Origin of the sequence: Streptosporangium minutum, assembly GCF_002149035.1 — a bacterium.
Taxonomy (GTDB): domain Bacteria; phylum Actinomycetota; class Actinomycetes; order Streptosporangiales; family Streptosporangiaceae; genus Streptosporangium; species Streptosporangium minutum.
Window position 1 is genome coordinate 13,633 of sequence record NZ_NGFP01000086.1, and the last position, 19,372, is coordinate 33,004.

The following is a 19,372-nucleotide window of genomic DNA, read 5'->3' on the forward strand; positions in this document are numbered from 1 at the left end:
CCCTGAGGGGCGTGAGCAGGTCACCGGGTCCTTAAACGCGGGCGGGAACGGCGCTCCGCACCCACTCGACGATCTCCTGGGTGGTCGCGCCCGGTGTGAAGATCCGGGCCACGCCCATCCGCTGGAGCTCGGGCATGTCCGCTTCGGGGATGATCCCGCCGCCGAACACCACGATGTCGCCCGCGTCGTCATCCTTCAGCAGTTCGAGGACCTTGGCGAACAGCGTCATGTGCGCGCCCGACAGGACGGAGAGCCCGATCGCCGCCGCGTCCTCCTGGACGGCGGTGCGCACGATCTGCTCGGGCGTCTGGTGCAGGCCGGTGTAGACGACCTCCATCCCGGCGTCCCGCAGGGCCCGCGCCACGATCTTCACACCGCGGTCGTGCCCGTCGAGCCCGGGTTTGGCGATGACCACACGGATCCTCGGCACGGCGTCCATCCAGACCTCCTCGTCCGCGCTCCACCCGCAACATGAGGGCTGTACGCAGCGTAACCGCCCGCGCGGGCGGGGTCCCGTCCGCGCCGGCGTCCTCTCCGGCGTCCAGAGGGCCAGATCTCCGAAATTCGGCCCGGAAGATCACCCATTCCACCCTTTTACTATCATTTACAAGTATTAATTCCACATTTCGATACGGCATGCTCTAGGGTTTTTGATCTTCTATCCTCAGGAGGAGAACCCCCCATGAAGCGATGGATCATCTTGGCATCCGGCGCGCTGATCCTGCCCGCGATCGCTGTCCCCGCGGACGCCCGGACCGCACCCGCCGATCCGGTGGCCACGCTGAAAACGCAGTTCGTCGCCCAGCGCGGCGTCAGGATCGTCGAGAGCGGCAAGACCGCGTCCGACGGCAGACCCCTCTCCGCGCAGAAGCGCGGCGGCGTCGTGCAGTTCGACGTCTCGGGTGTGGCGGGATACGACATCCTGACCAAATCCGCTCTCGCCGGGGAGACCGCCAGGCCGATGCGCACCCTCGCCGTCGGCGGGAGCGTCCACACGAGCGGCGGGGTGATCGCCGAGGGCCTTCCCGACGGCCGGAGGTGGATGAGGGCGCCCGGCAGGATCCGCGACCTGTCGCCCTTCCTGACGCCGGTTCTCGTCCTGGAGCCGGCCACGCTGAAGACCCTGCTGTCGACCAGCACGGCCAAGAAGCCCGGTGCGACCCTGCACGGGGGCAAGGTCACCTTCGGCGCGCTCTACCGCGCCTCGCCGGCGTACCGGGCGCGCCTCCACAAGAGGCCCAGCGCCAAGGTCGCGGCCATGACCGTGACCTGGCGGCTGTGGCTGGGACGCGACGGGCTCCCCAGCAGGCTGGTCACCTCCTGGGCGGAGCCGCCGCTCGGCATGAGGGTCACCCGCGTCAGCGACGTGCGGTTCGCCTCGTGGGGGACCCCGGTGAACCTCACCGCGCCGGTGGAGGAGACGGCCGGCTGACGGCCGCCTCCCGCGCCGGACGCCGGTGGACCCGGCCGGGCCGGATCGGTCCGCCCCGCCCGGCCGGGCCGTCCCGGCTCGTCAGCCGGACGCGCCGCCGGACGGTACGGCCGACGCGGTGGCGAACTTCAGCCGCACCACGGTGTTGTCGAGGACGGACGGCGTGCCGCCGTTCTTGTCGTTGTTGGTCGAGGTGAGCCAGAGTCCCCCGTCGGGGGTCTTGACGACGGTGCGCAGGCGGCCCCACCGGCTGTTGAAGAACGCCCGGGGCGTGTCGGTGGTGCTACCGGTGATCTTCATGACCCAGAGCCGCTGGCCGCGGACGGCGGCCATGTAGATCCAGCCGTTGACGATCTCCAGGCCGCTCGGCGACGCGGCGGCCACGTCCCACTGCTGGACCGGGTTGACGTAGGCCGAGTTGCCGCACCTGCCCTCGCAGTTGGGCCAGCCGTAGTTCTTGCCGGGCTGGATCAGGTTGAGCTCGTCCAGGGTGGCGTCGCCGAACTCCGACTCCCACAGCCGGCCCTGGGAGTCCCAGGCCAGTCCCTGCGGGTTGCGGTGGCCGAGGCTGTACACCCTCGGCGCGCCAGGGAACGGGTTGCCGGGCGCGCCGGCGCCGGTCGGCGTCACACGCAGGATCTTGCCGTTGAGCGAGTTGAGGTTCTGCGCCCGGTTGCCGTCCTGGGCGTCGCCGGTGGTGACGTAGAGGAAGCCGTCCGGGCCGAACTTGATCCGGCCACCGTTGTGGAACTTGTTCTTGGCGATGCCGGTGACGATCGGCTCACGGGCGCCGATCTGCCCGTTCTCATACTTGAACCGCACGACACGGTTGTCGGACGCGGCCGTGTGGAAGGCGTAGACGTAGTGGTCGGTGGCGAAGGACGGCGAGATCGCCAGGCCCAGGAGCCCGCCCTCGCCGCTGGTCGTCACCGCCTCGGTGATCTTTCCGGCCACGGTCTTCTGCCCGCTCTGGGTGACGCGGACGATCTCGAACCGGTCCCGCTCGGCGACCAGCGCGCTGCCGTCGGGCAGGAAGGCGACGCCCCACGGCAGGTCGAGTTTGGCGACGTCCCTGTCGTAGACGGGGTCGCCTCCGCCCGCCGTACCGCTCGTCTTCACCGCCAGCGGCGCGCTGCGCGGCGAGACGTTGCCGTTGGCGTCGAACGCCTCGACGGTGAACGCGTAGGTCGTGTTGGGCGTCAGCCCGTCCGCGGTCGCGGTCAGGTCGGGCACGGTGGCGAACTTCGTGCCGTCACGGTAGACGTTGTAGCCGGTGACCCCGATGTCGTCGGTGGAGGCGTTCCAGGCCAGCGTGACCGTGGCGGCCGCGACGCCGGTCGCGCGCAGGCCGGCCGGCGTGCTCGGCGGCCGGGTGTCGTCGCTCGGCGGCGTGGTGACGTCGACGTTGTCGCCGCCCTGGGAGGCGTTGCCCGCCGCGTCGTAGGCGAGCACGCTCAGCACGTACCTGGTGTTGGGCGTCAGGCCGGGCAGCGTGGTGGCGGTGACGTTGCCGCCCACGGTCATGAGCACGTTGCCGCCGTTGTAGATCTTGTACTGCGACACGCCCACGTTGTCGGTGGAGGCGTCCCAGGCCAGATCGACCGAGGTCGGCTTGACCTCGCCGACGAGGCGCAGGTTCGCCGGGGCGGTCGGCGGCTCGGCGTCGGCCGGCGCCGCCGCGCTCAGCCGGTCGAGGTTGGGGCCGCCGCCCGCGGTGGTGGCGGTGGCCCGGACCTTGTTGGCCCCGGCGACGAGGCCCGCGGTGACGGTTCTCTCCACCCAGGTGGTCCACGCGCCCGTACCGGGGAAGGACAGCCCGGCCGAGACCCTCACGCCGTTGACGGAGACGTCCATCGGCCTGTCGGCCGTGCTGCCGTTGGCGAAGCGGAACGCCAGGCCGTAGTTGCCGGCGGTCGCCGCGTTGACGGTGAACTCGACGTAGGAGCCGGCGACGTTGGCGTAGTCGACGAATCCGGTGCCGGTGAACCCGGCGTGCTTGTCGTCCACGGCGCCCTGGGAGATCGTGGCGTTCTCCGCCTGGTAGTCGTCGCCGGCCACCGTCACCTCGACGTCCAGGAAGTCCAGGTTGGGCGTGCCGCCCGCGGTGGTGGAGGTGATCCGGACGGTGTTGGCCCCGGCCTTCACCGGCGCGGTCAGGGTGGAGGTCGCCCAGGTGGCCCAGGCGCCGGTGCCGTTGAACGCGCGGCCGGCCGAGACGACGACGCCGTTGACGGCGACGTCGGCGGGGCGGTTGACAGTGGTGCCGTTGGCGTACCGGATGGCGATGGCCGCGGATCCGGCGCCGGCGGCGTTGACGGTGAACTCGACGTAGGAGCCGGCGACGTTGTCGGTGTTGACGAATCCGGTGCCGGAGAACCCGGCGTGGTTGGCTTCCACGGCACCCTGGAAGACGGTGGCGCCTTCGGCTTCGTACCTGGTCGGCGCGGCGGCCGCGGGGAGCGCGGCCAGCAGGCCGAGCACCAGCCCGGCCACGAGCGCGCCGGCCAGCGAGCGCGCCCGGATAGGAGATCTCATCGATCCTCCTGCAGTTGTCTTGGGGGGAGGGAGAGCGAGGAGAGCTAGTTAGGAAGGGTTCCTAACTATAGGAGGGATGGGACCATTTCCACCGTTCCCTGTCAATAGAGCCGACAGTGCCCGGGATGTCGGCGCACGGTGGCGACCGGCGCGGCGCCGTACGGCTCACGCACGCGCAATCCGCAGACGGGACTTGTTGGCCCACGCCATAGCCGGGGCCTCCGCGGTTGGCTAGCTTGGCGGATCTTGACCCCGGGGAGGGAGATCCCGATGAGACGGTGGATTGCCGCGGTGGCAGCCGTGCTGGCCGGTTCGGTGCTGTCGACGGGGGTGGCGGAGGCACAGGCTCCACCGTCCCCCGTGCAGAGACTGAAGCAGCAGTTCGGCGAGCACGTGGGGCTGCGGATCTCCGACCTCGGCCGGGTCTACAGGGACGGCAAACCGGCCGTCACCATCTGGCGCAAGGGCCGGGTGGAGTTCGACGCGGCCGGGGTGTACGGCACCGACACCGTGGGGCGGACGGAGCTGGGGAAGGGAGTCGTCAGGGAGCTGGAGAACCAGCTGGGGCAGCGGCTCGGCTCGACCCGGGTGATCTGCTTCCCGGACGAGGCGTACCTGTCCGGTCCCGGCTACGAGACGTGGCTACCGGAGGGCAAGACCTGGCTCGGCCTGATCGGCCCGGCGAACATCAAGCAGACGGCCGCGCTGCCGCAGATCGTGAACGTCTTCGAGCCCGCCACCCTGGGCACCCTGCTGTCACACGCCACGTCGAGGAAGAAGGGCTCGTACGGGACGATCCTCCAGGGCGCCGTCACGCTGCGCACCCTCTACAAGGTCTCCCCCAGCTTCCGCGACCGGCTCGCGGGCCCGCCCAGCACGCGGAGCGGCCGGATCCCGATCGGCTTCCGGCTCTGGCTCGACCGGGCCCACCTGGCCCGCCGCCTGACCACCACCTGGAAGCAGCCCCTCCCCGGACGGCCCCGGAGCCACACCACCACGGTCGCCGACACCCGCTACACCGGCTGGGGCTCGCCCGTCACGCTCACCCCGCCGCCTCCGGAGGACACCGCCGACGCCGGCCGTGTCGGCGCCGACTTCCCCGAGCCCGCGGTGCTGCCCATCGGATAGGGCGGAGCGATTTCCCCCACTGTTAACGGAGACGGGTTCTGCACGAAACATCCACAAATCATTCAAGGTAAAACTCCACATACGATATTCCGTCGTGATCTTGATGCGCAATAATTCCGACATCTCTCCCACACGGGGTGGAGGGATTATTCAGGAGGATTTTTCCTTGAAGCGATACATCGCCGGTCTGGCGTGCGCCGCGACGGCCGTACTGGGCGCTCCCGCGCTCGCCTCGACCGCGCATGCCCAGGCCGCCGATCCGATCACCGCGCTGAAGAGCCAGTTCAGCAGTGGACGCGGCGTGAACTTCGTCGACACCACGAAGATGCAGGGCCCGCAGGGGAGCATGGTCCTCGCCAAGCGCACCGGCGCGCTCCAGTTCGGCTCCTCGGGAATCAGCGCCTCCGACCAGACCGGCCAGCTGCGGTTCAAGGCGAGCGATTTCGAGGGGGCTTTCGGCGACGACGAGGACATGTCCAAGCTGTTCGCCGGGCTGGCCAAGCCCGAGCGGGTCGTCCGCATCAAGAACGCGACCTACGTCTCCGGTGGCGTCATGGGCGAGTTCATGCCCGCCGACAAGACCTGGGTCCGGTTCCCCGACGGCATGCTCGGCTTCACCGGCACCGTGAGCCAGTTCGTCAACGTGGCCGAGCCCGCGACGCTCAAGACCCTGCTGGCGCACGCCACCAAGCGCGCCGGGACCTACAGCGGAAAGATCACCTTTGGTGAGCTGAACAAGGTCTCGCCGTGGTTCCGGGCCTCCATGGGCGCCCCGAGCGCGAAGACCGCCAAGACCGTGGTGAGCTGGAAGCTGTTCCTCGGCTCCGACCGGCTCGCCAAGCGCCTGGTGACGACCTATTCCGCGGCCGGCTCCGACGAGAGCGCGGTGACGGTCGACACCCGCTACACCGGCTGGGGCTCCAAGGTCACGGTCAAGGCCCCGCCCGCCGACCAGATCGCCGATCTGAAGGACCTGGAGGAGGGCGCGGAGACCGCCACCTCCATCCCCCTGCTCGGCAACTGATCACTCCGCGCTGACCGCATCACCGCGCCCGGCAGGCACCGCCTGCCGGGCGCACCTTATTGATCAGCTTTTGGCCCGAAATGATGGTAATTAAGCAAGAATCTCGGGTGATCCCTCAGCGACGACGCGAGGACCCATACAGGAGGACCCCCGGATGAGGCGAATGATCGCCACTCTGACCGGCGCCACCGCGGCGGCGCTGATCGCGCCCGCGCTCGTGGCCGCCGCCCCCGCGAACGCCCAGCCCGCGCGGGCGAGCGCACAGAGCGCACAGGCCGACCCGGTGTCCGCGCTGAAGAGCCAGTTCAAGCTCCACCGCGGCGTCAGGCTCACCGAGAACGCGAAGATCATCGGCGAGGGCAAGAACCAGCGAGCGATCTTCAACCGGCGCGGCGGCGTGCTGGAGTTCGGCACATCGGGTGTGGTGGCCTCGGACGTCACCGACGAGTTCACCCTGCCCGGGGCCGACAAGGAGCTCAAGGGCCTTTTCGGCCCCTCCCGCACGATCACGGTGAAGGGCGCCACCTACACCTCCGGCGGGTTCTACGCCGACTCCATGCCCGAGGGCAAGAAGTGGTTGCGCGCCAAGGGCGGCACGGTGGCCCTGGGCAACCCCGCGCAGCAGATCCTCAACCCCCTCGAACCCGCCACCCTGAAGGCGGCGCTGGCCCACACGGCGACCAGGCGCCCCGGCGGCACCTGGGACGGGGCCCGGACCGTCGTCCACTCGGGCACGATCACCCTGGGCGAGCTCTACAAGGTCTCCCCCACGGTCCGCGCGCTGCTGGGCGGCAAGCCCTCGACCGCGTCCGCCACGCTGCCGGTGAGCTGGAAGCTCTACCTCGGCCCCGACCAGCTCGTACGGCGGGCCGTCTCCTCCTGGACGCAGTCCCTGCGGGGCCTGACCAGCCTGGACATGACCTACCTCAACGACAGCCGCTACTCCGGCTGGGGCACGAAGTCGGCCATCAAGGCTCCGCCCGCCTCCCAGGTCGCGGACTTCGACGACCTCGTCCTCAGCGAGGAGCAGATCGAGGACCCGTTCGTCCGCGTCTTCAAGGACTGATCCCGCTCCGGACAGGCCGATCGCGGACAGGCCCGGTGAGCTCCGGCTCACCGGGCCTGTACGGCGGCCGTCAGAGCTTCTCCAGCGACGCGTAGGCCAGCAGCAGGGTCTTCTCCCCGCCGCTGCCGAAGTCGATCTTCGCCTTGGTCTTCTCGGCCACGCCGTCCACCGACACGACCGTGCCCAGGCCGAACTGGTCGTGGGTGACCCGGTCACCCGGGGTCAGGTTGGGGATCGGCTTCCCGCCGGGCTTCCTGGCGGGAGCCGGTCGGGTCTCGCGGCGGGAGGCGCCGGCGCTCCAGGCGTTCTTACCGGGGTCGCTGCGCCAGTCGACCAGCTCCCCCGGGATCTCGGCGACGAAGCGGGAGGCCGGGTTGAACGCGGGTGCCCCCCAGGAACTGCGGACGGCCGCCCTGGAGACGTAGAGGCGCTGCTCGGCCCGGGTGATGCCGACGTAGGCCAGCCGGCGCTCCTCCTCCAGCTCCTTCGGCTCGCCCAGCGAGCGCATGTGCGGGAAGACACCGTCCTCCATGCCGGTGAGGAACACCACCGGGAACTCCAGCCCCTTGGCGGTGTGCAGGGTCATCAGCGTGACCACGCCCTGACCGCCGTCGCCCGCCGGGATCTGGTCGGCATCGGCCACCAGGGAGACCTGCTCCAGGAACTCCACGAGCGTGCCCTCGGGGTTGGCCTCCTCGAACTCCGACGCCACCGAGATCATCTCGTCCAGGTTCTCCAGGCGGCTCTCGTCCTGCGGGTCACCCGAGGTCGCGAGCTCCGTCCGGTAACCGGTGCTCTCCAGCACCTCCTGGGCCAGCTCCGACGGCGGCGTGCCGGCGGCCTTGGCCATCAGCTCGTCCATCAGCGCGACGAACTCCCTGATGGCGTTGAGCGACCGGGTGGCCATGCCCGGCGCCTCGTCCGCCCGGCGGAGCCCCTCCCAGAACGGGATCCGCTCGCGGGACGCGAACGCCTCCACCATCGCCTCGGCCCGGTCTCCGATGCCGCGCTTGGGCACGTTCAGGATCCGGCGCAGCGACACCACGTCGTTGGGGTTGGCCAGCACCCGCAGGTAGGCCAGCAGGTCACGGACCTCCTTGCGCTCGTAGAAGCGCACCCCGCCGACCACCTTGTAGGGCAGGCCCGTCCGGATGAAGATCTCCTCGAACACCCGGGAGGCCGCGTTGGTCCGGTAGAACACCGCCACCTGGCCGGGCACGACGCCCTCGTCGTCGGTGAGCTTGTCGACCTCCTGCGCGACGAACATGGCCTCGTCGTGCTCGTTGTCCGCGACATAGCCGACGATCTTCGGGCCGGCGCCCTGGTCGGACCAGAGGTTCTTCGGCTTGCGGCTCTCGTTGCGCGAGATCACCGCGTTGGCCGCGCTCAGGATCGTCTGGGTGGAGCGGTAGTTCTGCTCCAGCAGGATCGTCCTGGCGTTGGGGTAGTCGCGCTCGAACTCCAGGATGTTGCGGATCGTCGCGCCCCGGAAGGCGTAGATCGACTGGTCGGCGTCGCCGACCACGCACAGCTCGGCGGGGGCGACCGTGCCCTCCCTGACCAGGTCGCCGTCGGCGGTGCGCAGCTCGGGGGCGCCGACGAGCTCGCGGATCAGGGTGTACTGGGCGTGGTTGGTGTCCTGGTATTCGTCCACCATGACGTGGCGCCAGCGGCGCCGGTAGTGCTCGGCCACGTCGGGGAAGATCTGGAACAGCGTGACCGTCAGCATGATGAGGTCGTCGAAGTCCATCGCGCCGGCCTCGGTCAGCTTCCGCTGGTAGTTGCGGTAGGCCTCGGCGAGCGTGCGCTCCAGGTGGCTGGAGGCCTGTCCGGCCGCCGTCTCGTAGTCGATCAGCTCGTTCTTGAAGTTGCTGACCTGGGCGGAGAAGGAGCGCGGCGGGTAGCGCTTGGGGTCGAGGTCCATCTCCCGGCAGACCATCGCCATCAGCCGCTGGGAGTCGGCCTGGTCGTAGATGGAGAAGCTGGAGGGGAAGCCCAGCCGCTTGGCCTCGCGCCGCAGGATCCGCACGCACGCGCTGTGGAAGGTCATCACCCACATCGCCGCCGAGCGCGGGCCGATGAGGGTGTCGACCCGGTCCTTCATCTCCCGCGCGGCCTTGTTGGTGAAGGTGATCGCCAGGATCTCCTGCGGCTGCGCGCCCCGCTCGCCCAGCAGGTAGGCGATGCGGTGGGTCAGCACCCGTGTCTTGCCTGATCCGGCGCCCGCGACGATGAGGAGCGGGCTGCCGTGATGCACGACGGCCTCCCGCTGCTGGGGGTTGAGCCCGTCGAGCAACGGGTGGGTCAGGGAAGCGGCTGGGATCGACACGCCCCCTAGGTTATGGCGGTCCGCCGACAACCGGGTCCAGCCGCGGAAAGGAATGCCGACAGACTTGTCAGTAGTTGTGAGAATTGATCGATACGCGGAGAACAGAGGGGCCTCTCATGCTGTCTGAGAACGAGATCAACCGGGTGCTCGTGGTGACCGCGCACCCGGATGACGTCGACTTCGCCGCCGCGGGATCGATCGCGCGGTTCACCGACCGGGGCGTCGAGGTGACCTACTGCGTCGTCACCGACGGCGACGCGGGCGGCTTCGACCGGGAGCTGGACAACGGGGGCATGGCGGGGCTGCGCCGTACCGAACAGACCAACGCGGCGAAGATCGTCGGCGTGACCGACCTGCGCTTCCTCGGCTACCACGACGGGACCGTGGTGCAGAGCCTGGACCTGCGGCGCGACATCACCCGGGTCATCCGCCAGGTCCGGCCCGACCTGGTGATCACCCACACCCCGGAGCGCAACTACGGGTTCATCGCCCCCAGCCACCCCGACCACCGCGCGGTCGGCGGTTCCGCGCTCGACGCCGTCTACCCCGACGCGCGCAACCCCTACACCTTCCCCTCGCTCCTGCTGGAGGAGGGCCTGGAGGCGTGGACGGTCCGGGAGGTCTGGCTCAACGGCGGCCAGACCCCCGACCATCACGTCGACGTCACCGACACCTTCGAACGCAAGCTCTCCGCGCTGCGCGCCCATGTGAGCCAGACCAGCCACGTGGAGGGGTTCGACGACTTCATCCGCTCCCGGTTCTCACAGCTCGCGGTCGAGGCGGGCCTCGGGGAGGGCCGTTACGCCGAGGCCTTCCAGCGGGTCCCCACGGCCTGAGCCGGTCGGCGATGAGGATCGCCGGGCCGCCGGGAGAAGATCTACTTCCGTGAGCCCCATCGACCTGTCACCGGTCACCGCCGTCGCCGTCGTCCTCCTGGCCCTCGCGGGCGCCGCCGTCGCCCTGCTCGGCCACCTCGGGCACGCCCGCGCCGTGCTCACCGCGAGCCTGCGGGCGGCCGTCCAGCTCGGCGCGGTGGCGCTGATCATCGTCTGGGCCGTCGACCGACCGCTCGCGGTGGCGGCCTTCGTGCTGGTCATGTACGGCGTCGCGAGCCTGACCGCGGGTCGCAGGATCACTTCGGGCCGGGCGGTCCGGTGGGCCGCCGTGCCCGTCGCGGTGGGGGCCCTGCCGGTCCTCGCGCTGCTCGTCGGCACCGGGACCGTCCCGCTGAAGGGCATCACGCTGATCCCCGTCGCGGGCATCCTGCTCGGCGGGTGCCTGACGGTCACCGCGCTCGCGGGACGGCGGGCGGTGGACGAGCTGGTGCAGCGGCGCGGCGAGGTCGAGGCGGCGCTCGCGCTGGGCTTCTCCGAGCGGGACGCGGCGCTGGAGATCTGCCGCCCGGCGGCGGCTCAGGCGCTGGTGCCCGTGCTGGACCAGACCTCGACCGTGGGACTGGTCACGCTGCCGGGGGCCTTCGTCGGGATGCTGCTGGGCGGGGCGACCCCGCTCCAGGCCGGGGTCGTCCAGCTCGTCGTGCTGATCGCGCTGCTGGCGGCCGAGGCCACGGCCATACTCGTCACGATCGAACTGGTGGCTCGGGGCCGGTTCCCGGCGCGCCGGTGAGACGACCGCCCCCGGAGCCGGGCTCCGCGGGGGCGAGGCGGGCGAACAGGTAGCCCAGCGAGTTGGTCGCGACGTGGAACAGCGAGGGGGCGGCCAGGCCTCCCCGGCGGCGGAGCTCGCCGAAGAACACCCCGGCCAGCCCGGTGGCGGCCACCGACCCGGCCACCACCCGCGCCGTCTCCCACCGCGACGCCCGCGCCGGCGGGCCCGGCGCGGCCCCGTCCCCCCGCCGCGCGTCTTCCCACCGCGGCTTGTCTCCCCCCTGGCGCCCGTCCTGGCGCTCGTCTTCCCTCCGCGGCCTGTCTTCCCCTCGCGGCTTGTCTTCCCCCTGGCGCCCGTCCTGGCGCTTGTCTTCCCTCCGCGGCCCGTCGCCGGGCGGCTCCCCCGCCGCCAGGCCGCTCAACGCGGGATTGGCGGCCATCATGTCGATCGCGGGGAGCACGTGCCAGAGGCCGAACAGGGCCGAGGAGACTGCGGTGGCCGTACGGGGGCCGTGGGAACGGGCGAGGAGGGCGTGAAGGACCCCGCGGAAACCGACCTCCTCCAGCAGGACCGTGCCGACCGGCACCTGGAGCAGGGCCTCCTCAAGCGCACGGGCCCGGGAGAGGGACAGTGCCCGCTCGTCGCGGAAGAAGCGGCGGGTGGCCGGGACGGCGATCCCCACGGCGTAGACCCCGGCCACGGCCGAGGCGAGGGCGCCGCCGATCCGCAGGCCGCGCGGGCCTCGGTGGAACCCCAGCTCGGACCAGGACAGCCCGGAACGGCGGGCCAGGGCGAGCAGCGCCCAGGTGGCGGCGGCCGAGGTCAGGGGGGCCAGGCGCGGCGCGACACGGTTGTTGAGGACGTTGGCCGCCGCCAGGACGGCCACCGCGCTCGCGAGCACCGCCCTCCGGTCCGCCGTCAGAACGGCCACCGCGCTCGGGAGCACCGCCCTCCGGTCCGCCGTCACGGCCGCGCCGCCCTGCTCCGCCCGCTCCGCGTCCCGGATCCGCGCACCTTGATCCTCCTCAGCCTCGGGTCCGAGGCTATGCGAGGCGGGCTCATCCCGCGGCGGGCTGCCGCCATCCGGAGGGGAACCGCAGGCTGCGCCGTTCCTGGACGGTGAGGCCGCCCCAGATCCCCTCGGGCTCCCCCGCCCGCACGGCGTAGGCCCGGCAGTCCGCCAGCACCGGGCATCCCGCGCAGACCGCCTTCGCCCGCGCCTCCTGCTCGGCCGACTGCGCCAGTGGAAAGAACAGCTCGGGATCGCTCGCACGACAGGCGCCCCGTATGGCCCAGCCGATCTCGCGCACCTTCCGCCGCATGACATCGCCCCCTGATGGATCGCCGGCCCTCAGACTAGGCGGATCCCAGCGGCACGACATCAACCTCCCGGTGGATTCAGGGGTAACCTCCGGGGTGTATCTCAGCAGGCCGCGGCACCCTCGTTGTACCCCTTGGCGAAGAGCGCCTGGCGCTGCTCCGCCGTACCGTGGGCGTCGGGGCGCAGCCAGTCGTCGGTGGGGTCCCCCGCCGCGGCGAGGTTGAGGAACAGCTCGTCCCTGTCGCCCGGCTCCGCCTCCAGCGACCCGCCGGCGACGAGCGCGCCGAGGGTGCCGCCCGCGTAGCAGTCGGCCTGGAGCTCGCGCTCCACGTTGAGCCGGAAGCCGCTGTTCAGCTGCGCCTGTACGGCGTGCCCGAACTCGTGCGGGATGATCACGTAGACCGAGCCGTCGCCCATCTCGTCGTAGAGCTTGCGCATCCAGCGCTCGTCGTAGGCGATGAAGTGCCCGTCGGCGCAGTAGAAGGCGTTGTTCGGCACCGAGGGCAGGCCGCCGCAGTCGGGGCCGTCGTCCCCCTGGTAGGCGGTGAAGGCGGTGACCGGGCGGTAGGCCAGCCCGTCGGCGGAGAAGGCCTGCCGCCAGTAGGCCTCGCTGAGCTCCCTGGCCAGCCGGATGTCGGACTCGAACGTCTGCCCCAGCGGGGCGGGCGTGGCGGCGTCGGGGCCCGGCCGGTCACTCCCGCAGGCCGCGGCTGTGGCCGTCAGGAGCAGCAGCAGAAGGCAGCGGAAGACTTTCATGCGCCTCATCCTGACCCAGCCGGCCGCTCCGTGCGACAGCTCTCCCACCGCTGACCGGTTTCCCCTGGAATCGCCCGCGGGGGTCAGGGGGACGGCCAGGTGTGCACGGGCTCGTTGGTGTGCATGTGCTCGATGTAGCGCAGGGTCATCCGGCGCAGTGCCTCGTGCCTGTCGATGTCCCCCAGCTCCTTCACGGTGTCGATCTGCCAGCTCGCCCCGGTCCTGCCGGTCACGCACCGCTGCTCGATGATCCCCAGCAGCCGGTCCCTGTGCTCGGGGTTCACTCCCCACAGGTCGAGGCCCTCGTAGGCGAGCGGCAGCAGTCGGCGCAGGATCAGTTCGGCGGCGGCCACCTCGCCCAGTCCCGGCCAGTAGAGGCGCGCCTCCAGCCCGTGCCGGGCGGCGGCGTGCAGGTTGTCCCCGGCCGCGGCGAAGGACATGCGCGTCCACACCGGCCGTTCGGCGTGGGGAAGCATGCGCATGAGGCCGTAGTAGAACGCGGCGTTGGCGGCGGCGTCGGCGACCGACGGCCCGGCGGGCAGCACCCGGTTCTCCACCCGCAGGTGCGGGATGTCGCCGACGACGGCGTAGACCGGCCGGTTCCACCGGTAGACGGTGCCGTTGTGCAGGGTCAGCTCGTCCAGCGCGGGGGTCACGCCCCGGGCCAGCTCCTCACGCGGGTCGGCGTCCTCGCATATGGGCAGGAGCGCGGGGAAATAGCGCGCGTTCTCCTCGAACAGGTCGAAGACCGAGGTGATCCACCGCTCGCCGAACCACACCCTCGGCCGCACGCCCTGGGTCTTCAGCTCCACCGGCCGGGTGTCGGTGGCCTGCTCGAACAGCGGGATCCTGGTCTCCTGCCAGAGCTGCCGGCCGAACAGGAACGGGGAGTTGGCCGCCACCGCCACCTGGGCGCCCGCGATGGCCTGGGCCGCGTTCCAGTGGGCGGCGAAGGCCGCCGGGCTGACCTGGAGGTGGAGCTGGAGGCTCGTGCAGGCTGCCTCGGGTGTGATGCTGTCGGCGTAGGTGTCGAGGGTCTCCTCACCGTCGATCGACAGGTGCAGGTCCTCGCCCCTGGCCTCGAAGATCTGCTCGTTGAGCAGCTTGTAGCGCGGGTTGGCCGACAGCGTGCCCTCGTGCACGTCGCTCTCCCGCAGGGTGGGCAGGATGCCCACCATCACCAGGTGCCCGCCGACCGTGTGGGCCCGGCCCTCCGCGTGGTTGAGCCGGTCCCGCACGACCTTCTCCAGCCGCACGGGGCCGTCCCCCTCAAGGGACTCCGGCATGACGTTGATCTCCACGTTGAACTGGCCGAGCTCGGTGGCCCAGTCCGGCTCGGCGATCGCCGCCAGCACCTCGGCGTTCTTCATCGCGGGATCGCCGCGGTCGTCCACGAGGTTGAGCTCGATCTCCAGCCCGGCCTTCGGCTGGTCGAACTCGAACCTCGCCTCGCGCAGCATCTGCGCGAAGACGTCAAGACATCGGCGGACCTTGTCCCGGTATCGCCGTCGGTCCTCCCGGCTGAACACCATCGCAGGCACATCGCGACCCATACTTCGCAGAGTCGCACATAAGTTACAGATAGTACAGGTCAGACCAGACGTCGTGCGGTGGCCCACCGGGAGAGCTCGTGGCGGTTGGAGAGCTGAAGCTTGCGCAGGACGGACGAGACGTGGGTCTCCACGGTCTTGACCGAGATGAACAGCTCCTTGGCGATCTCCTTGTAGGCGTAGCCCCGGGCGATCAGCCGCAGGACCTCGCGTTCGCGCTGGGTCAGCGAGTCGAGCTCCGGGTCGATCGGCGGGGCCTCGCTGGAGGCGAAGGCGTCCAGCACGAAGCCGGCCAGTCTCGGGGAGAACACCGCGTCGCCGTCGGCCACCCGGCGGATGGCGTCGGTGAGCTCGCGACCGCTGATGGTCTTGGTGACATATCCCCGGGCACCGCCGCGGATCACGCCGATGACGTCCTCTGCGGCGTCGGAGACCGACAGCGCGAGGAAGCGGACCGAGGAGCCGGGGCCGAGGACACGGCGGAGCACCTCCTGGCCGCCGCCGCCGGGCATGTGCACGTCGAGCAGGACCACGTCGGGCTGGAGCTCCGCGATCGTCCTGACCGCGGACTCGACGTCCTCGGCCTCCCCGATCACCTCGATGGAGTCGCCCAGCTCGGCGCGGACACCGGAGCGGAACAACCGGTGGTCGTCGACGATCAGAACCCTGATGGCGCTCATGAGCCCTCCCCCGCCGTCCGCGCTTCCGCACTGCCGTTCTTCCTGGCTCGCTCGCTCACGTCTTCTCCAGCTTCATGGTCAACATCACTTCCGTGCCCTCGCCGGGCTCGGTCCGCACCCGGGCGCTGCCGCCGTGGCGCTCCATCCTGCCGATGATCGACTGGCGGATGCCCATCCGGTCCTCGGGCACCTGTCCCATGTCGAACCCGACACCGCGGTCCCGGATGAAGACGGTGACCTCCTCCGGCTCCGCCTCGGCGTAGACGGAGACGACCGATGATTCAGAGTATTTCGCGGCGTTGACCATAGCTTGCCGTGCGGCCTGCATCATCGCGGACAGTTCCGGAGTCAGCGGGCAGTCGCCGACGCAGACGACCTCGATCGGCACCCCGTGCGCGTCCTCCTCCTCGGCCGCGACCCGGCGCACTGCCGCGGCCACCGAGGCGTCGGCGTCCTGTTTCGGCTGGTAGAGCCAGTTGCGCAGCTCACGTTCCTGGGAGCGGGCGAGCCGCATCACCTCACGTGAGTCATTGGCGTTGCGCTGGATCAGCGTGAGCGTGTGCAGCACGGAGTCGTGCACGTGCGCGGCGAACTCGGCGCGCTCCTCCTGCCGTATGCGCTCGCGGCGCTCCCGCTGCAGCTCCTTCCACAGCGCGGCCAGCCACGGGGCGGCGATCAGCGCGACGCCGCCCACGACCACCAGTGTGAACATGACGCCGGGACGGGCGCTGCCCAGCTCGTCGGTGACCACCAGGAAGCCGATGGCGCCGACCACGACGAGCGCCAGCCCGGCGAGCGTGCGGACCCGGTTCTGGCGCACCTGGCCGACCGTCGAGTTCATCCAGCGCTGCCGCCGGTCCGGGTCGGCCTGCTGCCACAGGATCAGCGAGCCGATCCCACCGACCGCGATCGGCCACGCGCCGATCCCGCCGGTCGAGGTCCCGGTGAGCCAGCCGAGGGCCATCAGCGCCAGCCCGATCGCGCCGTAGGCGGCGACCTGGCTCCAGTCGCGGGAGGGCTCCCTGCCCTCGTACGGCTCGCGCGAGGTGAACATCCACAGCGCCGCGTAGGCTACGGCGCCGATCCCGTCCAGGACGGTGAGCAGCACGAACGCCAGCCGCAGCGCGACCGGGTCGAGCCGGAGCTGGGCGGCGGCGCCCTGGGCCACCCCGGCGACCAGACGACCCTCCACCGGCCTGATCAGCCGAGGGAGAGCGGGTGCCTCCGGGGGCGCGGGCGCCGCGTCACGAATTGTCTGTCGGTCAGCCATATCGTCAGCATCGTCACACGTCGGGGCACCTCTTCGCATCCGGCGTTCCCCTGACGCGACCCTGAGAGAGGCCTTCCCGCTCCGGGAGGACTCAGGGGTCTCCCGGATGCGATCTCCGCCGGGGAAGGCCACGATTGGAACATGACCGACACCGGGAACGCACAGGACCCGGCGAGCACCTCGTCCGACTCGCCGCCCGCATCCCCCCTTGCTGAGGAACGCGTGCTCCGCCGCAGTGACGAGGGCCGCATGCTCACCGGCGTCTGCGCGGGCCTGGGCCGCTACGCCGGGATCGACCCGGTGCTGTTCCGCGTCGGCTTCGCGGTGCTGGTCCTCGGCTCCGGGATCGGCATCATGCTCTACATCGCGGCGTTCCTGCTGATGCGGGAGGCGACCGGCGGCCCGGGATACGTGGAGCAGTGGACCCGGCGCACCTTCGACAGCGAGACCGTGCTGGCCCTGCTGACCGGCGTGTTCGCCTTCGGGCTGATCATCAACCTGTCCTCGGACGGCATCGGCACCGGCACGGTCGTGGTCGGCACGCTGTTCGCCATCGTCCTGCTGGCCGCCCACGCCCGCGGCGTCGACCTGCTGGCCGTGGTCCGTTCGCTGCCCGATCGGCTCCGCGGCCGTCGCGTTCCCCGCCCGTCCGGGCCGCCGCCCGCGGCCTTCGCCCCGGCCCCGCCTGTCGCGCACCCCTACCCGGCAGCGCACCCGCGGACCGGATCGATGTCCACCGTCCCCTACGCGGCTCAGGCCCCGGCCCCGGCCGCAGGCCCGGCGCCGGTCCCCGCCCCGCAGGGCGGCGGCACAGCTCCGGCCGGGGACATCCCGTCCGCCGGGAGCACGCCGCTCCCCGCGGACACGCCCTCCACCGCGGACACCCCGTCACCGCAGAGCGCGCCGCCGTACACGGAGACGGAGCCGGTCGCGGACACGCCGTACGCGGAGAGGGCGCCGGTCGCGGACACGCCGTCACCGGGGAACGCGCCGCCGTACGGGGGCACGGCGCCGGTCGCGGACGGCCCGCCGCGGGGCGCGTTCCCCGCCGGGGACATGCCGCCGCCTCCCCGGCCCGCCGCCAGGCCGTCGTTCGACTCCTCCGGCGAGCCGTTCTCGCCCTACGGGCCCTACCAGCCCCTGGACCCGCGCAGGCGGCAGCAGCAGTACTCCCCCTATGACCTCTCCGGGTACGGCGGGCCGGCCCGGACGGCGCCCCGGCCGAAGCGGCCCCGGTCGTTCGTCGGAGGCGTCACCCTGTGCCTGGCCATGATCGTTGGAGGGATCATCATGGCGATCCAAGCCACGTCGGGATCGGTCAACATGACGATCGCCGGAGGCGCGATGCTGATCACCATCGGCGCCGGCCTCCTGGTCGCCGCCTGGTTCGGCCGGGGCGCGGCCCTGGTCGCGGCGGGCACGATCATCTCGATCGCCCTGGTCGCGGGGTCCACGCTGACCGACATGCCGAAGAGGTTCGGCAGCTACCGCTGGGAGCCGACCAAGTTGTCCGAGATCGCCGCGGACTATGACGTGGGCGTCGGCGAGGGCACCCTCGACCTCAGCGACCTGACGTTCCCGCCGGGCTCGCGGACCGTCTTCGACGCCTCCGTCTCGGTGGGGCAGATCAGCGTGATCCTGCCGCCGACGGTCCGGGTCGTGGTCAACGGATCCACCAAACTGGGCGACGTCAAGATCGACCATGCGGTGGAGGGCGGGGCCGACATTCAGCACAACAGGGTCCTGGAGCCCGAGACGGCCCCGGAGGGCGACGTGGCGACCGTCGTCCTGAACGTCAAGGCGGGCATCGGAGACGTGGAGGTGCGCCGTGCGGCCTGAGGTCGACCGGACGACGGAGCGCGGCAGGCGGCACCGGACAGACTGGATGGCCCTGCTCAGCGGCATGCTGTTCATCGCGGTCGGGACCGTGTTCATCAGCCGGCCGGGCATCGAACCGGCGATCATGATCCCGGTCGTCCTGGGCGGCCTGGGCTTCGCGGGCCTGGTCGCCATCCTCGTCCGGGCGGTCCGGCGCTAGACCGACCTCACGGCATTCATTCAGCCCAAGCGTTAGACTTGGAGGATGTTGGTCCTGGAGTTCGTCAGCACGGTCCGCGCGACCCGGAGCGGGCTGCTGGACACGCTCTCGGACGTCGAGGGCATGACCGGATGGGGCCGGGCCCACGCCGCCGAGCTGGGGCTCACCGCCGCCTTCACCGCCACCGAGGACCTGTGGCGCGAGGTGGTGGAGCTGCGGCAGGCCGTACGGGCCCTGCTCGCCAAGGCCGTCGCGCCGGGCCCGGCGAGCAGTGCGGACGCCGACCGGCTGCCGGGATTCGCCGAGTCGCTCGACCTGGTCAACGCTGCGGCGCTCGCCGCGCCGCTGGCCCCCCGGCTGGACTGGCCGGCCGAGGGCGCCCCGGTGGCCACGAGCGTCCCGGCGGGCGAGAGGGGGGAGTCCCCGCGCGTCCGCGCCGCCCTCGCCAGGTCGGCGATAGAGCTGCTGGCCGGACCGGCCCGCGAGCAGCTGCGCGCGTGCCCGGCCCCCCGCTGCGTGCTCTATTTCGTCAAGGAGCACAGCCGCCAGGAGTGGTGCTCGGTCGGGTGCGGCAACCGGGCCCGCGCCGCCCGCCACTACCACCAGCACAAGAGCCGGTGATCTCCGGGCCCGCC

General features: G+C 71.2%; 18 protein-coding genes. 9 read left to right on the top strand and 9 right to left on the bottom strand.

The features are described 5' to 3' along the window. Positions 1–31 precede the first annotated feature (31 nt). The gene (gene icmB, locus CA984_RS19570; protein WP_086574432.1) at positions 32–439 is read right to left on the bottom strand and encodes a coenzyme B12-dependent isobutyryl CoA mutase small subunit; all 408 of its coding nucleotides are present in this window, start codon (positions 437–439) and stop codon (positions 32–34) included. Positions 440–682: 243 nt separating this feature from the next. Here icmB and CA984_RS19575 point away from each other — a divergent pair, with 243 nt between their 5' ends. Then, the gene (locus CA984_RS19575; protein ID WP_086574434.1) at positions 683–1,432 is read left to right on the top strand and encodes a hypothetical protein; all 750 of its coding nucleotides are present in this window, start codon (positions 683–685) and stop codon (positions 1,430–1,432) included. 81 nt (positions 1,433–1,513) lie between these two features. Here the strand turns inward: CA984_RS19575 and CA984_RS19580 are convergent, their stop codons facing one another. Beyond that, positions 1,514–3,967, bottom strand: a complete 2,454-nt coding sequence (locus CA984_RS19580) for a PQQ-dependent sugar dehydrogenase (RefSeq protein WP_086574436.1) — start codon at positions 3,965–3,967, stop codon at positions 1,514–1,516. A gap of 270 nt (positions 3,968–4,237) precedes the next feature. On the opposite strand from CA984_RS19580, the gene CA984_RS19585 reads away from it, so the two are divergent. From CA984_RS19585 to CA984_RS19595, 3 genes are all read left to right on the top strand, one after another. Beyond that, positions 4,238–5,095, top strand: a complete 858-nt coding sequence (locus CA984_RS19585) for a hypothetical protein (protein WP_133061713.1) — start codon at positions 4,238–4,240, stop codon at positions 5,093–5,095. A gap of 166 nt (positions 5,096–5,261) precedes the next feature. Beyond that, positions 5,262–6,119, top strand: a complete 858-nt coding sequence (locus CA984_RS19590; protein WP_086574440.1) for a hypothetical protein — start codon at positions 5,262–5,264, stop codon at positions 6,117–6,119. A 154-nt stretch (positions 6,120–6,273) separates the two neighbouring features. Next, positions 6,274–7,185: a hypothetical protein gene (locus CA984_RS19595; protein ID WP_133061714.1), complete on the top strand. Its 912-nt coding sequence runs from the start codon at positions 6,274–6,276 to the stop codon at positions 7,183–7,185. A gap of 70 nt (positions 7,186–7,255) precedes the next feature. On the opposite strand, the gene pcrA is transcribed toward CA984_RS19595, so the two are convergent. Continuing rightward, positions 7,256–9,508 carry a DNA helicase PcrA gene (pcrA, locus tag CA984_RS19600; protein ID WP_423229317.1) on the bottom strand — a complete coding sequence of 751 codons (2,253 nt, stop codon included), beginning with the start codon at positions 9,506–9,508 and terminating at the stop codon, positions 7,256–7,258. A gap of 122 nt (positions 9,509–9,630) precedes the next feature. Here pcrA and CA984_RS19605 point away from each other — a divergent pair, with 122 nt between their 5' ends. Both CA984_RS19605 and CA984_RS19610 read left to right on the top strand, forming a co-directional pair. Then, positions 9,631–10,350 carry a PIG-L deacetylase family protein gene (locus CA984_RS19605; RefSeq protein WP_086574446.1) on the top strand — a complete coding sequence of 240 codons (720 nt, stop codon included), beginning with the start codon at positions 9,631–9,633 and terminating at the stop codon, positions 10,348–10,350. Between the two features lie 49 nt (positions 10,351–10,399). Then, the gene (locus CA984_RS19610) at positions 10,400–11,140 is read left to right on the top strand and encodes an ABC transporter permease (RefSeq protein WP_086574449.1); all 741 of its coding nucleotides are present in this window, start codon (positions 10,400–10,402) and stop codon (positions 11,138–11,140) included. Here CA984_RS19610 and CA984_RS47990 read toward each other — a convergent pair. The 6 genes from CA984_RS47990 to CA984_RS19640 all read right to left on the bottom strand — a co-directional run bounded on the left by CA984_RS47990 (position 11,094) and on the right by CA984_RS19640 (position 16,699). Continuing rightward, on the bottom strand, positions 11,094–12,089 hold the full coding sequence (locus CA984_RS47990; protein WP_086574451.1) for a CPBP family intramembrane glutamic endopeptidase: 996 nt from the start codon (positions 12,087–12,089) through the stop codon (positions 11,094–11,096). The genes CA984_RS19610 and CA984_RS47990 overlap by 47 nt on opposite strands. Before the next feature lie 91 nt (positions 12,090–12,180). Beyond that, complete coding sequence (locus CA984_RS19620; RefSeq protein ID WP_031160905.1) at positions 12,181–12,444, bottom strand: WhiB family transcriptional regulator; 264 nt, start codon at positions 12,442–12,444, stop codon at positions 12,181–12,183. 101 nt (positions 12,445–12,545) lie between these two features. After that, positions 12,546–13,199 (bottom strand): neutral zinc metallopeptidase, encoded by a 654-nt coding sequence (locus CA984_RS19625; protein ID WP_086574453.1) that lies wholly within the window; start codon positions 13,197–13,199, stop codon positions 12,546–12,548. Between the two features lie 83 nt (positions 13,200–13,282). Beyond that, a complete protein-coding gene (locus CA984_RS19630; protein ID WP_086574455.1) occupies positions 13,283–14,752 on the bottom strand; it encodes a glutamate-cysteine ligase family protein in 1,470 nt (489 codons plus the stop codon). Between the two features lie 38 nt (positions 14,753–14,790). Continuing rightward, the gene (locus tag CA984_RS19635; RefSeq protein ID WP_086574457.1) at positions 14,791–15,429 is read right to left on the bottom strand and encodes a response regulator; all 639 of its coding nucleotides are present in this window, start codon (positions 15,427–15,429) and stop codon (positions 14,791–14,793) included. A 55-nt stretch (positions 15,430–15,484) separates the two neighbouring features. Then, positions 15,485–16,699, bottom strand: coding sequence for a PspC domain-containing protein (locus CA984_RS19640; protein ID WP_086574460.1), 1,215 nt, complete (start codon positions 16,697–16,699; stop codon positions 15,485–15,487). A gap of 141 nt (positions 16,700–16,840) precedes the next feature. Here CA984_RS19640 and CA984_RS19645 point away from each other — a divergent pair, with 141 nt between their 5' ends. Genes CA984_RS19645 through CA984_RS19655 form a run of 3 tightly spaced genes read left to right on the top strand, consistent with a single transcriptional unit; the run spans position 16,841 to position 19,358 of the window. Further along, positions 16,841–18,538 carry a PspC domain-containing protein gene (locus CA984_RS19645; protein WP_086574462.1) on the top strand — a complete coding sequence of 566 codons (1,698 nt, stop codon included), beginning with the start codon at positions 16,841–16,843 and terminating at the stop codon, positions 18,536–18,538. Then, on the top strand, positions 18,528–18,737 hold the full coding sequence (locus tag CA984_RS19650; RefSeq protein ID WP_086574464.1) for a hypothetical protein: 210 nt from the start codon (positions 18,528–18,530) through the stop codon (positions 18,735–18,737). The genes CA984_RS19645 and CA984_RS19650 overlap by 11 nt, the downstream gene beginning before the upstream one ends. 45 nt (positions 18,738–18,782) lie before the next feature. Next, positions 18,783–19,358, top strand: a complete 576-nt coding sequence (locus CA984_RS19655; RefSeq protein ID WP_086574466.1) for a CGNR zinc finger domain-containing protein — start codon at positions 18,783–18,785, stop codon at positions 19,356–19,358. Positions 19,359–19,372: the final 14 nt, after the last annotated feature.

What these genes read in the sequence shown, in the direction of transcription:
- CA984_RS19645 (WP_086574462.1), top strand. Translation starts at nt 16,841, where the DNA reads ATGACCGACACCGGGAACGCACAGGACCCGGCGAGCACCTCGTCCGAC.
- CA984_RS19575 (WP_086574434.1), top strand. Translation starts at nt 683, where the DNA reads ATGAAGCGATGGATCATCTTGGCATCCGGCGCGCTGATCCTGCCCGCG.
- CA984_RS19625 (WP_086574453.1), bottom strand. Translation starts at nt 13,199, where the DNA reads ATGAAAGTCTTCCGCTGCCTTCTGCTGCTGCTCCTGACGGCCACAGCC.
- CA984_RS19595 (WP_133061714.1), top strand. Translation starts at nt 6,274, where the DNA reads ATGAGGCGAATGATCGCCACTCTGACCGGCGCCACCGCGGCGGCGCTG.
- CA984_RS19580 (WP_086574436.1), bottom strand. Translation starts at nt 3,967, where the DNA reads ATGAGATCTCCTATCCGGGCGCGCTCGCTGGCCGGCGCGCTCGTGGCC.
- CA984_RS19620 (WP_031160905.1), bottom strand. Translation starts at nt 12,444, where the DNA reads ATGCGGCGGAAGGTGCGCGAGATCGGCTGGGCCATACGGGGCGCCTGT.
- CA984_RS19605 (WP_086574446.1), top strand. Translation starts at nt 9,631, where the DNA reads ATGCTGTCTGAGAACGAGATCAACCGGGTGCTCGTGGTGACCGCGCAC.
- CA984_RS19630 (WP_086574455.1), bottom strand. Translation starts at nt 14,752, where the DNA reads ATGGGTCGCGATGTGCCTGCGATGGTGTTCAGCCGGGAGGACCGACGG.
- CA984_RS19655 (WP_086574466.1), top strand. Translation starts at nt 18,783, where the DNA reads ATGTTGGTCCTGGAGTTCGTCAGCACGGTCCGCGCGACCCGGAGCGGG.
- icmB (WP_086574432.1), bottom strand. Translation starts at nt 439, where the DNA reads ATGGACGCCGTGCCGAGGATCCGTGTGGTCATCGCCAAACCCGGGCTC.
- CA984_RS19640 (WP_086574460.1), bottom strand. Translation starts at nt 16,699, where the DNA reads ATGGCTGACCGACAGACAATTCGTGACGCGGCGCCCGCGCCCCCGGAG.
- CA984_RS19585 (WP_133061713.1), top strand. Translation starts at nt 4,238, where the DNA reads ATGAGACGGTGGATTGCCGCGGTGGCAGCCGTGCTGGCCGGTTCGGTG.
- CA984_RS19635 (WP_086574457.1), bottom strand. Translation starts at nt 15,429, where the DNA reads ATGAGCGCCATCAGGGTTCTGATCGTCGACGACCACCGGTTGTTCCGC.